General features: G+C 75.7%; 9 protein-coding genes, 3 tRNA genes and 1 other RNA gene. 7 read left to right on the forward strand and 6 right to left on the reverse strand.

Translation table 11 applies throughout. From position 1 onward, the window contains the following. Nucleotides 1–24: 24 nt before the first annotated feature. The 6 genes from ACZ4K2_RS15515 (at nucleotide 25) to ACZ4K2_RS15540 (ending at nucleotide 3,997) form a co-directional block, all read left to right on the forward strand. Nucleotides 25–97: transfer RNA gene (locus ACZ4K2_RS15515), tRNA-Gly, on the forward strand. Nucleotides 98–245: 148 nt separating this feature from the next. After that, the gene (locus tag ACZ4K2_RS15520; protein WP_467468716.1) at nucleotides 246–1,184 is read left to right on the forward strand and encodes an ABC transporter ATP-binding protein; all 939 of its coding nucleotides are present in this window, start codon (nucleotides 246–248) and stop codon (nucleotides 1,182–1,184) included. Then, the gene (locus tag ACZ4K2_RS15525) at nucleotides 1,181–1,969 is read left to right on the forward strand and encodes an ABC transporter permease (protein ID WP_467468714.1); all 789 of its coding nucleotides are present in this window, start codon (nucleotides 1,181–1,183) and stop codon (nucleotides 1,967–1,969) included. The genes ACZ4K2_RS15520 and ACZ4K2_RS15525 overlap by 4 nt, the downstream gene beginning before the upstream one ends. Before the next feature lie 31 nt (nucleotides 1,970–2,000). Further along, nucleotides 2,001–3,287 (forward strand): sensor histidine kinase, encoded by a 1,287-nt coding sequence (locus ACZ4K2_RS15530; RefSeq protein WP_467468713.1) that lies wholly within the window; start codon nucleotides 2,001–2,003, stop codon nucleotides 3,285–3,287. Beyond that, nucleotides 3,284–3,898 (forward strand): response regulator, encoded by a 615-nt coding sequence (locus ACZ4K2_RS15535; protein WP_467468711.1) that lies wholly within the window; start codon nucleotides 3,284–3,286, stop codon nucleotides 3,896–3,898. The genes ACZ4K2_RS15530 and ACZ4K2_RS15535 overlap by 4 nt, the downstream gene beginning before the upstream one ends. Nucleotides 3,899–3,921: 23 nt before the next feature. Then, a tRNA-Gly gene (locus tag ACZ4K2_RS15540) sits at nucleotides 3,922–3,997 on the forward strand. 68 nt (nucleotides 3,998–4,065) lie between these two features. Here ACZ4K2_RS15540 and ACZ4K2_RS15545 read toward each other — a convergent pair. The 6 genes from ACZ4K2_RS15545 to ffs form a co-directional block, all read right to left on the reverse strand. Continuing rightward, nucleotides 4,066–4,965, reverse strand: a complete 900-nt coding sequence (locus tag ACZ4K2_RS15545) for a phosphoribosylaminoimidazolesuccinocarboxamide synthase (protein WP_467468709.1) — start codon at nucleotides 4,963–4,965, stop codon at nucleotides 4,066–4,068. Between the two features lie 71 nt (nucleotides 4,966–5,036). Further along, complete coding sequence (locus ACZ4K2_RS15550; RefSeq protein WP_467468707.1) at nucleotides 5,037–6,536, reverse strand: N,N-dimethylformamidase beta subunit family domain-containing protein; 1,500 nt, start codon at nucleotides 6,534–6,536, stop codon at nucleotides 5,037–5,039. A gap of 329 nt (nucleotides 6,537–6,865) precedes the next feature. Continuing rightward, nucleotides 6,866–8,650 carry a M48 family metalloprotease gene (locus tag ACZ4K2_RS15555; protein WP_467468706.1) on the reverse strand — a complete coding sequence of 595 codons (1,785 nt, stop codon included), beginning with the start codon at nucleotides 8,648–8,650 and terminating at the stop codon, nucleotides 6,866–6,868. A 317-nt stretch (nucleotides 8,651–8,967) separates the two neighbouring features. After that, the gene (gene purD, locus ACZ4K2_RS15560; protein WP_467468704.1) at nucleotides 8,968–10,251 is read right to left on the reverse strand and encodes a phosphoribosylamine--glycine ligase; all 1,284 of its coding nucleotides are present in this window, start codon (nucleotides 10,249–10,251) and stop codon (nucleotides 8,968–8,970) included. A 1,007-nt stretch (nucleotides 10,252–11,258) separates the two neighbouring features. Beyond that, nucleotides 11,259–13,541, reverse strand: coding sequence for a DNA polymerase III subunit gamma and tau (locus ACZ4K2_RS15565; RefSeq protein ID WP_467468702.1), 2,283 nt, complete (start codon nucleotides 13,539–13,541; stop codon nucleotides 11,259–11,261). Nucleotides 13,542–13,598: 57 nt separating this feature from the next. After that, nucleotides 13,599–13,695, reverse strand: an RNA gene (gene ffs, locus ACZ4K2_RS15570) — signal recognition particle sRNA small type. A gap of 119 nt (nucleotides 13,696–13,814) precedes the next feature. Between ffs and ACZ4K2_RS15575 the strand changes: the two genes are divergently transcribed. Beyond that, nucleotides 13,815–13,902, forward strand: a tRNA-Ser gene (locus tag ACZ4K2_RS15575). The last annotated feature ends 117 nt before the right edge of the window (nucleotides 13,903–14,019 follow it).

Raw genomic sequence — 14,019 nt, forward strand, 5'->3', positions numbered from 1 at the left:
CGGTGGGAGCCGATCGGCAACAGTGCGGACGTAGCTCAGTTGGTAGAGCGCAACCTTGCCAAGGTTGAGGTCGCGAGTTCGAGCCTCGTCGTCCGCTCGGGAAAGAGACCCCGGCCCAATGGGCCGGGGTCTCTTCGTTGTCGGCGGCCTCTCCGCTCATTCCCGGCGACCGTTCTGACATTTGTCATGCCCGGTGATGACACCGCGCACTGCCCTGCGGCCGGCCCCGCCGGGAGGCTGGTGCCATGGACACCAACGGACACGAGCACGTGATCGAGGTCACGGACCTCAGACGTGTCTACGGGGGCGGGTTCGAAGCCGTACGCGGAATCACCTTCTCCGTGGCGCGCGGGGAGATCTTCGCCCTGCTGGGCACCAACGGCGCCGGGAAGACGTCGACCGTCGAAGTACTGGAGGGGCTCGCCGCCCCGGCCGGCGGCCGGGTCCGGGTACTGGGCCACGACCCCTTCCGCGAGCGCTCCGCCGTGCGGCCGCGCACCGGCGTCATGCTCCAGGAGGGCGGCTTCCCCGCCGAGCTGACCGTCGCGGAGACCGCCCGGATGTGGGCCGGCTGCACCACCGGGGCCCGGCCCGAGCGGGAAGTCCTCGCCCTGGTGGGGCTCTCGGACCGGCGCGGGGTGCGGGTCAAGCAGTTGTCCGGCGGCGAACGGCGGCGCCTGGACCTGGCGCTGGCGCTGCTCGGCGACCCCGAGGTGCTCTTCCTCGACGAGCCGACGACCGGACTCGACGCGGAGGGCCGCCGGGACACCTGGGCCCTGGTGCGCGAACTGCGCGCCGCCGGCACGACCGTCCTGCTCACCACGCACTACCTGGAGGAGGCCGAGGGGCTCGCCGACCGGCTCGCCATCCTGCACGGGGGCCGGATCGCCGCCGCCGGGACACCGGCCGAGGTCACCGCCGGCCGCCCCTCCCGGATGTCCTTCGAACTGCCCGAGGGCTACTTCCCCGGCGACCTGCCGCCCCTCGCCGAGCTGGGCGTCCACGACCACGAGAGCGACGGGCGCACCGTGCTGCTGCGCACCACCGAACTCCAGCGCACCGCCACCGCGGTGCTGAACTGGGCCGAGCGGACCGGGGTCGAACTGCGCGGGCTGGACGTCCGCTCGGCCTCGCTTGAGGAGGCGTTCCTCCAGATCGCGCGGGAACGGGAGGCGGTGGCGTGACCGGCTCGCTCCCGGGCCTGCGCCCGGCCTCCGTACAGCGGCTGCGCGCGCTGGGCCGGGCCGAACTGGCCCTGCTCGGCCGCAATCGCGGGGTCGTGATCACCGCGCTGTTCGTGCCGCTCCTGCTGCCGTTCAGCGTGCGGCCGGCCTTCGACGAAATGGACCTCGGCACGCAGGGGCTGACCGTCGGCACCACCCTGCTGACGGCCGCGGTCGGCTTCTCGTTCCTGTTCGCCGTGTACACCGCCCTGGTCAACGCCTACGTCGCCCGCCGCGAGGAGCTGGTCCTGAAGCGGCTGCGCACCGGCGAGCTGTCGGACGCCGAGATCCTCACCGGCACCGCGCTGCCCGCGGCCGGGATCGGCCTGGCCCAGGCGCTGCTGCTGTGCGCCGGGTGCGCGGCCCTGCTGCACACCGGCGCGCCGAAGGCGCCGTACCTGATCCTGCCCGGGCTGGTGGCCGGACTCCTGGTCAGTGCCGCGCTCGCCGCGCTCACCGCGTCCTTCACGCGCAGCGTGGAGAGCGCCCAGGTCACCACACTGCCCCTGATGTTCGTGTCCATGATCGGCTCCGGCATCGCCGTCCCGGTGGAGGTCATGCCGGACCGGCTGGCGGCCGTCTGCGAGCTGCTGCCGCTGTCCCCGGCGGTCCGGCTCTTCCGCGGCGGCTGGACGGGCCACCTGAGCACGGGCGAGACGCTCACCGCCCTCGCGACCGCGGTGGCCTGGATCGTGGTGGCGGTGTTTGCTGTACGGCGGCGGTTCCGCTGGGAACCGCGGCGCTGAGGAACGGGGGGTCGCGCGGATGCTGGGGCGCATGCGCCGGTGGCGGCAACGGCACTGGCGGGACCGGAGCAAAGCCGACCGCGTCGAGCTGTACACCGTGGTCACCTGGTACACCACCATCTGGTTCCTCTCGCTCGCCTGGCTGCTGCTGCCGCTGGTCGGGGGGCTGGACCACCGGCCGGCGGCGCTCGTCATCGGCGTCCTGCTCGTCCTCGTGTCGGCCCTGCAGTGCGTGGTCTCCAACCGGCTCACCCGGCCCGCCCTCGACCACTACCTGGGGCGTGCCCCGGCGCCGGCCGGCGGCCACCGCGCGGCCGCCGTCCTGCTGGGACTGGCGCTCGCCCTGATCGTGAGCCTGTCCGCGCTGGACGCGGCCGACCCGATGACGGTCCGGTTCTCGATCGGCGCCGCCCTGCTGCCGTTCGGGCTGCTCTACGGGCTCACGGTCCCGGTGCGGACGTTCCTGCGCCGGTCGGCGGCGCTCGCGGTGCTGCTCATGGGCGCCGTCTGGGTCACCGACCACAGCGCCGCGGGCCTCCTCGCGACCGGCGCGATGACCGCCTTCCACACGCTCTTCTCGCTGCTCGCCTGCCGCTGCGGCGCCTGGACGCTGTCGGTGCTCTGGGAGGCGGAGCGGGCCCGCGAGGTCGAGGCCCGGCTCGCCGTCGCCGAGGAACGGCTGCGGTTCGGGCGGGACCTGCACGACGTGCTGGGGCGCAACCTGTCCGTGATCGCCCTCAAGAGCGAGCTGGCCGTCCAACTGGCCCGCCGCGGACGGCCGGAGGCCGTGGAGCAGATGATCGAGGTGCAGCGCATCGCGCAGGAGTCGCAGCGGGAGGTGCGGGCCGTCGTCCGCGGCTACCGCGCGGCCGACCTCGGGGTCGAACTCGCCGGTGCGCAGGGGGTGCTGGCGGCGGCCGGCATCGTGTGCGAGGTACGGGCGGACACCGCCGGGCTGCCCGCCGAGGTGCAGTCCGCGCTCGGCTGGGTGGTGCGCGAGGCCACCACCAACGTGCTGCGGCACGGGGACGCGCGCCGGTGCACGGTGGGGCTGCGGACGCAGGAGGGGCTTGTGGTGCTGACGGTGGAGAACGACGGGGTGTCCGCGGCGCGGACCGCCGCGGGCGGCGGGGCGGCGGGAGCGCCCGGCGGGGGCTCGGGGCTCACCGGGCTGCGCGAGCGGCTGGCCGCCGTGGGCGGGAGCCTCACGGCGGAGCCGGCCGGCGCGGACCTGTTCCGGGTGGTGGCGGAGGTGCCGCTGGCCGACGGGAGCGCCGCGGGTCCGGCACGGGAGGCAGTGGGTGGGGTCGCGTCATGAGCGGTCCGGTACGGCTGTTGCTGGCCGACGACGAGCATCTGATCCGGGGCGCGCTGGCCGCGCTGCTGGCACTGGAGGACGACCTGCTGGTCGTCGCGGAGGCGGCGAGCGGACCCGAGGCGCTGGCCATGGCGCGGGCGCACGAACCCGACGTGGCCGTCCTGGACCTCCAGATGCCGGGCGCGGACGGTGTGAGGGTCGCCACATCCCTGCGTGCCGAACTGCCCGGCTGCCGGGTGCTGATCGTCACCGGCCACGGGCGGCCCGGGCATCTGAAACGGGCGCTGGCGGCCGGTGTGCGCGGATTCGTCCCGAAGACGCTCAGCGCCCGGCGGCTCGCCGAGATCATCCGGACCGTGCACGCCGGAAACCGTTACGTCGATCCGGAGTTGGCCGCGGACGCGATCTCCGCCGGGGACTCGCCGCTGACCGCGCGGGAGGCCGAGGTGCTGGAGCTGGCGGCCGACGGCGCACCGGTCGCGGAGATCGCCGAGCGGGCCGCGCTGTCCCCGGGGACGGTGCGGAACTACCTCTCCTCGGCCGCCACGAAACTCGGTGCCGAGAACCGTCATGCGGCAGTGCGTCTCGCACGGGAGCGAGGTTGGGTATAGTTGCTCTCGCGCCACGGCGCAGTGCGGACGTAGCTCAGTTGGTAGAGCGCAACCTTGCCAAGGTTGAGGTCGCGAGTTCGAGCCTCGTCGTCCGCTCCATGGAGAAGCCCCCGGTTCCGGCCGGGGGCTTCTCGCGTTGGCCCCCGGCCGGAGCCGGGGGCCCTCCGTCAGGCCCAGCTCGTGCCCGTCAGCCGCTCGTACGCCTCCAGGTACTTGGCCCGGGTCGCCTCCACGACCCGCTCCGGCAGCGCCGGCGGGGGCTGCTCGCCGCGGCGGTCCCAGCCGGACTCGGCGGAGGTCAGCCAGTCGCGGACGAACTGCTTGTCGTACGAGGGCTGGGCGCGGCCCGGTTGCCACTGGTCGGCCGGCCAGAAGCGGGAGGAGTCCGGGGTGAGGACCTCGTCGGCGAGGACCAGGGTGTCGCCGTCGTACCCGAACTCGAACTTGGTGTCGGCCAGCAGGATGCCCCGGTCGCGGGCGATGTCCCGGGCCCGCGAGTACACCGCGAGCGTGGCCTGGCGCAGCCGGGCGGCGGTCTCCGCGCCGACCTGGCGGGCCACCTCCTCGTAGGAGACGTTCTCGTCGTGCTCGCCGACCTCGGCCTTGGTGGCCGGGGTGAAGATCGGGGCGGGCAGTTCGGAGCCGTCGACGAGTCCCTCGGGCAGGGCGAGGCCGCAGACGGTCCGGGACTCGTCGTACTCCAGCAGGCCGGAGCCGGTGAGGTAGCCGCGGGCCACGCACTCCACCGGGACCATCTTCAGCGACTTGCAGACCAGCGTGCGGCCCGCCCAGTCGGCGGGGGCGCCCGCGGGCAGCTCGGTGCCGATCACGTGGTTCGGGGCGAGGTCGCGCAACTGGTCGAACCACCACAGGGAGAGGCGGGTGAGGACCCGGCCCTTGTCGGGGATCTCCGTGGGCAGCACCCAGTCGTAGGCGGAGATGCGGTCGCTGGCGACCATCACGAGGTCGCCCGCCTCGTTCCGGTACAGGTCGCGCACCTTCCCGGTGTGCAGGTGCACCAGGCCCGGAACCTCGATCGGCTCGGGCTTTTCTACGAATCCGGACACGGTTCCTCCCCGTGGCTCTGTCCAAGTGCCTCGATTCTCCCGTATGCGGGTGATCGCGGTGCGGTCAGGGGTCAGTCCCGTTTGCAGATGCGGTCCAGCAGGTTCGCCGTGGCCCGCTGGACGCGGGGGTCCACGTGTCCGGGGCGGTCCAGCGCCGGTGACCAGGCGAAGGTGCCGGAGGCGAACACCCAGGCGCCGGAGGGCGCGCGGTAGAGGGACGTCTCCTGGTGGCGCAGGACGCCTTCGCCGTCGGTGTACGGGGAGTGGGCGAGCAGGATCCGCTCGTCGTGCGCGGGCAGCGGGGTGCGCGGGAAGTAACGGTCCGCCTCACCGGCGACCAGGCCCTTGATCCCGTCGCCCTCGTGCGCGCCGGTCGCCTCCCACAGCCAGTGGCCGCCGTTGCGGACGATCAGCGGGTGCGGTTCGGGCACCCGGCCCGCGTACTGGATGCCGGCCAGTTGCTGCTCGGGCCGGTCGATCTCGCGCCAGAGCACCGGCCGGCCGGGGCCCTTGCGCTTGCGGCAGGTCAGCAGCCGGTCGGGGACGCCGGACGGGGACGGCCCCAGCTCCACCTGCCAGTACATGGTGTTCGCGGAGAGGAAGACCAGCGAGGTGCCGCGGTCGCGGGCGTCCTCGACGGCCCGGCGCATCGGCACCGACCAGTACTCGTCGTGGCCGGGGAAGACCAGGCCCCGGTAGCGGGTGGGGTCCACCCGGCCGGCGTGCAGGTCGCGGGCGTCGGCATAGGCGAGGTCGTAGCCGTAGCGCTCGGCCCAGCGGATGAAGTCGTAGGCGTGGCCGACGTGCAGCGGCAGGCCCGCGCCCGCGTACGGCCGGTCGAAGGAGACCGTGGTGGCCGCGTCGGCCTCGCCGAGCAGCCGGCCCTCCGCGTCCCAGGCGTGGTAGAGGCTGGCGCCGGTGTGGCCGTCCTCCGGGTAGAGGTTGTACGCCTGCCAGGTGATGTCGGGCAGCAGCAGGAGCAGGTCGGCGGGGTGGTCGTCGCGGACCGTGAAGGGCACGTGCGAGCGGTGGCCGTCGGCGGTGGTGAGGACGGCCACGTAGGCGCCGATGCTCCAGTAGGAGGGCACCTGGAGGCGCCAGGACAGCCACCAGTGGTGGCAGGAGACCGTGCGGTCGGCGGTCAGCGGCGCGGGCTGCACGATGCCGGACAGCCGGGGGCTGGTGGTGATCTTGGCGGCGCCGTCGCCGCCGTAGTGGCCGATGCGGTAGATGTCGACGCTGAACTCCTGCGGCGGGTCGACCGTGACGTGGAAGTCGATCGCCTCGCCGGGCGTGACCGCGCCGGTGGAGGTGAAGCCCTTGATCTGGCGGTGCACGTCGTCGGCCGAGCGGGGGCCCGGGCCGGCCGAGCGGGGCGCCGGGACGCGTGCCCGGCCGCCGGTGGTGACCTGCGGCGGGCTCGGGTCGACGTACCAGGGCACCACGTGGCCGGTGTCGTCGAAGTACGTCTCACTGCCGCGCAGCCAGGGCACCGGTCCCAGGCCGAAGGGGTCCGTGACGGCGTGCGCGAGCGCTCCGGACTCCCAGCGGCGGATGTGGTCCGAGGCCATGGTCGCTCCCCTCGCTCATGCCCCCCGTGCCTGTGTCGGCGGTGCTCGCTGTTCTCGCTGTCGTACTCGCGGCCGGTACGGCGGTCGGTCCCGCGGTGGTTCTCACGGCCGTTCTCGCTGTCGTTCTCGCGGTGCTCCTTGCGGCGGTGTTCGCCGCGCCCGGCCGCGCCGTCGTATGTCGCGCGCCTTTGCCAAAGGCGTGGGCGGTCCCAGCACATCACATAACGCACGGGCTCGGTCACTACTCGTTGCGAATTGACCTGAAGTGGAAGACGTCTTTCCGTTACGTGGGGAAAAGGGGGTGCGCGGCGGTCCCGGACGCGGTGGTCTCAGACGAGCCGCACGGGCTTCTCGGGACGTATGCCGGAGGTGACCAGCCAGTCGCGCAGCGGGCCCGGGTCTCCCTCCTCGATCAGGCTGAGCACCTTGGGGCCCAGATCGGCGGCCCGGACGCCGCCCAGCAGCAGGGACGGGCCGTCCAGCCAGTCCAGCGCGGGGACCGCGCCGGCGGTGTCGACGGCCGCGCAGCAGACCATCGCCGTGAGGTGGTCGGCGAGCAGTTCCCGGGCGGTGCGCTGGGGCTGCGGCGGGAAGGGCGGCAGGACGCCGTCCCCGGCGTTCCACGGGTGGCTCCCGGGGTCCGGGCGGGCCGCCGGGCCGCCGTCCGGTGCGGCGGCCTCCTCCCGGGCCAGCTCGGCGCTCAGCCGGGCGGCCAGGGCGGCACTGCGCTCGGTGGCGCGGTCGGCGTCCTCCTCGTCGTCGTACGCGGGGCGGAGGCCGGGCCCGGGGGCGGGCTCGCGCGGGCCGCTGCCCGCGGGGCCGCCGGACGCCGGTGCGGCCGGCTCCGCCAGGTGCTCCAGCACCCGCGCCAGGGTGGGGCCGCCGGGGCCGGGAGCCGCGGGGTCGCGGGAGGGGAGGACGCCGAGGGAGTCCAGCACGCGGTGCAGCCGGGCGGCGTCGGCGCGCCAGGTGCGGTCCACGACCTCCTCCGGGTACGCCTGCCAGTCCACCGGCGTCCAGCCGGGGCGGGCCTCGGCGGGACCGCCGTGGAAGAGGTGGGCGGCCAGCAGCGAGGCGGCCTCGTCCACCGCGCCGGGTTCCTCCAGCAGGTCGCAGGCCGGGCGCTCGCCGAGCCGGGAGGCGAAGCCCTCGGCGAGCCGGTCGCGGCGGGACAGCTCGGTGAGCGCCGCCACCACGCCCGCGTCCAGCCGGGACGGCCAGCGGCCGATGCGCCAGGCGGGCAGGGCGACCCGGGTGAGCAGCCGGTCCCAGCCGGCGTAGGCGAGCCCGACCTGCTCCTGGGCGACGATCCGCACGCCGTAGTCCACCGCCTGGGCGCGTTCGGCGGCCGCGGCGGCGACCCCGCGCTCCATCTGCGTCGCGTGCTCCCGACAGCCTCTCAGCAGCAGCCGGGCCACCCGGCCGAGGACCGCGCACACCCAGCGGACCGGCGGGCGGCGGCCCGGTTCCGAGGCGACGGCCACGGCCGCGTCCAGTCCGCGGACGAAGCGGCGGGCGGCGGCTATGTCCGGGTGCGCCGAGGGGCCCGTACCCGCGATGACCGGGGCGAGGACCGCGCGCAGCTCGCCGACGCGCATCCACCACAGGAACGGGGAGCCGATGACGAGGACCGGCGCGACCGGGGCGCGGCGGGCGCCCCGGCCCGCCGCCTCGTCGGGCGCGGGACGCGGGGGCGGGCCGTGCGCCGAGTGGGCCCGGTCCTCCAGCCAGCTGTCGCAGTCCGGGGTGAGCGCTATGGCCGAGGGGGCCGGCACGTCCAGGCGGTCGGCGAGGTCGCGCACCATCCGGTACAGGTCCGGGGCGGACGCCTCGGGGACGGGGACCGTGGGGCTCGTGGCGGGGCGGGCGCGGGCCACGACGAGCGCGATCCCGGCCGCGGCCAGCAGCACCAGCACCGCGAGCACGCCGACGAGCCACCGGGCCGTGTCCCAGCCCGGGCCGGCCAGACGGCCGGTGGCGGCGCCGGCCAGCAGGATCACCGCGGCGCCCGCGGGCAGCACGGCCACGGCCAGCGCCCGGCCCCGGACCCGCAGCACGCCGAGGGCCCGGGAGCGCGCGGCCCGCGCACCCGCCTCCACACCGATTCCGGTCACGTGCCGACCTCGCCCCCTCCCTGCCGATCGCGTGCCGCCCTGGTCTTGCTCACTCCCCCACTGTGGCACCCGCCGCCGACATCGCAATGCCGGTGGGCCAAGTGCCGGAACGCTTGCGCGGCACCCTAGTTGGGGCCCGGGCGCACGTCAGCCGGATAGCCGATTGCTCACTCGATGGAATGGCTCTGGTCAGAGCTGGATGACGGCAAGCAAAGGTCAGGCCCCGGATTCCTCCGGGGCCTGATGTACGGCGGGGGCGCGCCCGAGGGGCGGCGCCGAGGGGGTGGCGCGGTGGTTCCAGGGGGCCGCCCGTTCCGTCAGGCGCGTGCCGCCTCGGCCGCCTTCGCCGCGATGTCGGTGCGGTGCTGCGAGCCGTCCAGGCCGATCCGGCCCACCGCCCGGTAGGCCCGTTCGCGGGCCTCGGACAGGTCCTTGCCGGTGGCCGTGACGGACAGCACGCGCCCGCCCGCGCTGACGACCGCGTCGCCGTCGTGCCGGGTGCCGGCGTGCAGCACGTACGCGTCGGGCGCGTCCTCGGCGGCCACCGCGTCCAGGCCGGTGATCGGGTCGCCGGTGCGCGGGGTGGCCGGGTAGTTGTGCGAGGCGACGACGACGGTGACGGCCGCGTCCTCGCTCCAGCGCAGCGGCGCCAGGTCGGCGAGGTTGCCGGTGGCGGCGGCCATCAGGACCCCCGCCAGCGGGGTCCGCAGCCGGGCCAGCACGACCTGGGTCTCCGGGTCGCCGAAGCGGGCGTTGAACTCGATGACCCGGACCCCGCGCGAGGTGATCGCGAGCCCGGCGTAGAGCAGCCCGGAGAAGGGCGTGCCGCGCCGGCGCATCTCGTCCACCGTCGGCTGGAGCACGGTGTCGAGCACCTCGTCGACCAGCTTCGGGTCGGCCCACGGCAGCGGGGAGTACGCGCCCATGCCGCCGGTGTTCGGGCCCTCGTCGCCGTCCAGGGCGCGCTTGAAGTCCTGGGCGGGCTGGAGCGGGACGACCGTCACACCGTCGGTCACGGCGAACAGGGACACCTCGGGGCCGTCGAGGAACTCCTCGATCACCACGCTCCCGCGCTTCGCGGGGGACTCCCCCAGGCACCCGGCGGCGTGCGCCCGGGCGGCCTCGACGTCGGAGGTGACGACGACGCCCTTGCCGGCCGCGAGGCCGTCGTCCTTGACGACGTAGGGGGCGCCGAAGGCGTCGAGGGCCGTCGAGACCTCCTCCGGGGTGGTGCACACGTAGGAACGGGCGGTCGGCACCGCGGCCGCCGCCATGACGTCCTTGGCGAAGGCCTTGGACCCCTCGATCAGCGCGGCCTCCCCGGAGGGGCCGAAGACCGGGATGCCCGCCGCGCGGACGGCGTCGGACACGCCGGCGACCAGCGGGGCCTCCGGGCCGACGACGACCAGCTCGGCGCCGAGGCCGGTGGCCAGCTCGGCCACGGCGGCGCCGTCGAGCGCGTCGACCCGGTGCAGCTCGGCGACCTCGGCGATGCCGGCGTTGCCGGGGGCGCAGTACAGCGCGGTGACGTCGGGGTCGAGGGACAGGGAGCGGCACAGGGCGTGTTCGCGGGCGCCGCTGCCGATGACGAGGACCTTCACGGGGGTCAGCCTAATGGCAAGGTCGCCGAGGAACGGGGGCCGGTCGGGTTGGGCGTTCCTCCAAAGGTGCCGGGGTGGGGCGGGAACGGGCGGGACGAGAGTGGGCGGAGCGGGCGGTGACGAGTGGGCGGTGACGGGTGGGCGGCGGGTGCGGGCGGTGTGGTCGGGGGCCGCCGATGCGGCCGATGCGGCCGGGATTGCGGCCGGGGCGCGACCGGCGGCGGCTCGGGGCCGGCCGGGGTGCCAGGGCGGGCGCGGGCGCGCTGCCGCCCGGGGCGCCGGACGCCTGCGGAGACGGCTGGGGGCTGCGGAGCGGGGCGGACAGTGGCGGGCGGGGCGGTCGATGGTGAGCAGTGACGGCCGGTGCCGCCGGGGGTACGACCGGCGGCGGCTCGGGGCGCCGGACGCCTGCGGAGACGGCTGGGGGCTGCGGAGCGGGGCGGGGCGGACAGCGGCGGGCGGGCGATCGATGGTGACCGGGGCGATCGGTGGCGACTGGTGCCGCCGGTGTGGCCGGGGGTGCGACCGGCGGCGGCTCGCAGCCGGCCGGGGTGCCAGGGCGGGCGCGGGCGCGCTGCCGCCCGGGGCGCCGGACGCCTGCGGAGACGGCTGGAGGTCGCGGGACGGGGCGCCGTTCCCCGGGGGGACCGCCGCCCGGCGCGCCGCCGTAATCACCCGTGGAGGAGCCGCCGTAGCCACCGCCCGCGCCGCCCTGACCGACCGGGGCGGCGCGGGCGCGCTGCCGCGGGCACCGGACGCGTACGGAGACGGCTGGGGAGCCGCGGGGCGGGGCGCGGCCGGGGCGCCGTACCCCGGGGAACCGCCGCCCGGCGCGCCGCCGTAACCACCCACGGAGGAGCTGCCGTAACCACCGCCCGCGCCGCCCTGACCGGCTGGGGCGCCGGAGCGGAGCCGGTGCGGCCGGTGGCGGCCTGACGCGCGGGGCTGCCCGGTTGCTCCTTGTGGTCCGGCCGGTCCTCGGGGTTCGGCCGCTCCCCGTGGTCCCGCTACTCGTTGTGGAGCTCCTCCACCACCGTCGCGCCCAGTTCCCGCACGATCAGCTCGTGGCCGGACAGGGCCGACTCGTCCAGGTCCGGGTCGTCGTCCTCGGGGATGTCGTCCTCGGGTGCGACCGGCGGCGGCTCGGGGGCGGCCGGCCGGGGCGCCGGGGCGGGCGCGGGCGCGCTGCCGCCCGGGGCGCCGGACGCCTGCGGAGACGGCTGGGGGGCCGCGGGGCGGGGCGCGGCCGGGGAACCGCCGCCCGGCGCACCGCCGTAACCGCCCGCGGGCGAGCCGCCGTAACCACCGCCCGCGCCGCCCTGACCGGCCGGGGGCGCCGGGGCGGAGCCGCCGCCGGACGGGTCGACGACCGCCTCGATCTTCCACTGCACGCCGAACTGCTCGGCCAGCGCCTGCCGCAGCACGTCCTCGCTGCCGCTGCCGGAGAAGTTGTCCCGGGCTCCGGCGTTGACGAAGCCGAGGTGGAGGGTCGTGCCGTCGAAACCGGTCACCTGGGCGTTCTGGCTGAGCAGGATCCAGGTGAAGCGGCGGCGGTTCTTGACGGCCTCCAGGATGTTCGGCCACAGGGCGTGCGGGTCGAGGCCACCGGCCGGTGCGGCGGGCGCGGGCGCCGGGGCGGTGGCGGCGGATGCCGCCGGGGCGGGACGGGCCGGCTGCTGCGGCTGACCGGGGCCCGGGGCGGGCCGGCCGCTCGCCGGGGCGGCGGCCGTGGGCCAGCCGCCGGGGCGGCGGCCGCTGCCGGCGGCGGTGGCGGTGGGCCAGGCGCCGGGCGCGGCCGCGGCCGGCGCCTGGGCCGCGGGGGTGGGTTCGGGGGCCGGGGCGGGCGCCGCCGGTGCGGGTGCCGGGGCCGGGGCCTGGGCGGCGGGGGCCGCCGGGGCGGCCGGGGTGGCGGGTGCGACGGGCTGGACGGGAGCGGGGGCCGCGGGGGCCGCCTGCCCGGGGCCGGGCGGGGTGCCCGGGCCTCCCGTGGCGCGGACGGCCGCGCGGGCCGCGGCGGGGCCGCCGCCGGGCGGCCCGGGCGCGGCGCCCGCGCCCGGGGCGAGGGCGCCGCCGTGTGCCTCGGGACCGGAGACGTAGGCCATGGCGGGCGCGCCGGCGCCGGCCGAGAAGGAGACGCCGCGCTCCAGGCGGTCGAGCCGGGCCATGACGGACCGCTCGTCGCCGTACGCGGCGGGCAGCAGGACGCGGGCGCAGATCAGCTCCAGCTGGAGGCGGGGCGAGGTGGCGCCGCGCATCTCGGTCAGGCCCTCGTTGACCAGGTCGGCGGCGCGGCTGAGCTCGGCCGCGCCGAACGTCTCCGCCTGGGCCTGCATCCGCTCCAGGACGTCGGCCGGGGCGTCGAGCAGCCCCTTCTCCACCGCGTCCGGCACGGCGGCGAGGATCACCAGGTCCCGCAGCCGCTCCAGCAGGTCGGTGACGAAGCGCCGCGGGTCGTTGCCGCCCTCGATGATCCGGTCGACGACCTCGAAGGCCGCGGCCCCGTCGCCGGTGGCGAAGGCCTCCACGACGGAGTCGAGCAGCGAGCCGTCGGTGTAGCCGAGGAGGGAGGTCGCCATGGCGTATGTCACACCGTCCTCGCGGGCGCCGGCGAGGAGCTGGTCCATGACGGACATGGAGTCACGCACGGATCCCGCGCCGGCGCGCACGACGAGCGGCAGCACGCCGTCGTCGACCGGGATGTCCTCCTGCCGGCACACCTCGCCGAGGTAGTCCCGCAGGGTGCCCGGGGGCACCAGCCGGAAGGGGTAGTGGTGGGTGCGCGACCGGATGGTGCCGATGACCTTCTCGGGCTCGGTGGTCGCGAAGATGAACTTGAGGTGCTCGGGCGGCTCCTCGACGACCTTCAGCAGCGCGTTGAAACCGGCCGACGTGACCATGTGGGCCTCGTCGATGATGTAGATCTTGTACCGGCTGCTCGCGGGCCCGAAGAACGCCTTCTCGCGCAGCTCACGGGCGTCGTCCACACCACCGTGGGAAGCCGCGTCGATCTCGATGACGTCGATCGAGCCCGGCCCGTTGCGGGCCAGGTCACGGCACGACTGGCACTCCCCGCAGGGGGTCGGCGTGGGGCCCTGCTCGCAGTTCAGGCAGCGGGCCAGGATCCGCGCGCTGGTCGTCTTGCCGCATCCGCGCGGCCCGCTGAACAGGTACGCGTGATTGACCCGGTTGTTCCGCAGCGCCTGCTGCAGCGGGTCGGTGACATGCTCCTGCCCGATGACCTCGGCAAAGGTCTCCGGGCGATAGCGGCGGTACAGCGCGAGAGACGACACGCATACGAGGTTAATGGCGCCCACCGACAACGGGCTCCGGCCCACGGACCCCGGGAACGCAAGGGCCCCCCACGCACCCGCCAGAGCCGACCTACCCTTGCTGCCTTCCGGCCCTGGGGGAGTTCAGTCAGATAGCGCCGCGTGAGGGGCTGTGCCCCACAGTACCCGATGGCGGACCCTGGTCCGTACCCGGTCCCGTCCCGGGGTCCTCCCGGTGGCGGCCTGCGGGAACGAGTTCGCGAGCACCCCCCTCGGTCATGTAATGTTCCCGGCGGAGGATTCGCCTAGAGGCCTAGGGCGCACGCTTGGAAAGCGTGTTGGGGGCAACCCCTCACGAGTTCGAATCTCGTATCCTCCGCCAGTGCCTCACCGGGCACGTTGTCGAAGGGCCCCACTGTTCGCAGTGGGGCCCTTCGACGTTGCCCGTCTCAGTCGGTTTTTCCCTCGGATGGTTTTTCCCTCGGAGCCGGGAGGCGTT

This window comes from Streptomyces sp. NPDC025833 (assembly GCF_055558055.1).

What these genes read in the sequence shown, in the direction of transcription:
- ACZ4K2_RS15550 (WP_467468707.1), bottom strand. Translation starts at nt 6,536, where the DNA reads ATGGCCTCGGACCACATCCGCCGCTGGGAGTCCGGAGCGCTCGCGCAC.
- ACZ4K2_RS15530 (WP_467468713.1), top strand. Translation starts at nt 2,001, where the DNA reads ATGCGCCGGTGGCGGCAACGGCACTGGCGGGACCGGAGCAAAGCCGAC.
- ACZ4K2_RS15535 (WP_467468711.1), top strand. Translation starts at nt 3,284, where the DNA reads ATGAGCGGTCCGGTACGGCTGTTGCTGGCCGACGACGAGCATCTGATC.
- ACZ4K2_RS15520 (WP_467468716.1), top strand. Translation starts at nt 246, where the DNA reads ATGGACACCAACGGACACGAGCACGTGATCGAGGTCACGGACCTCAGA.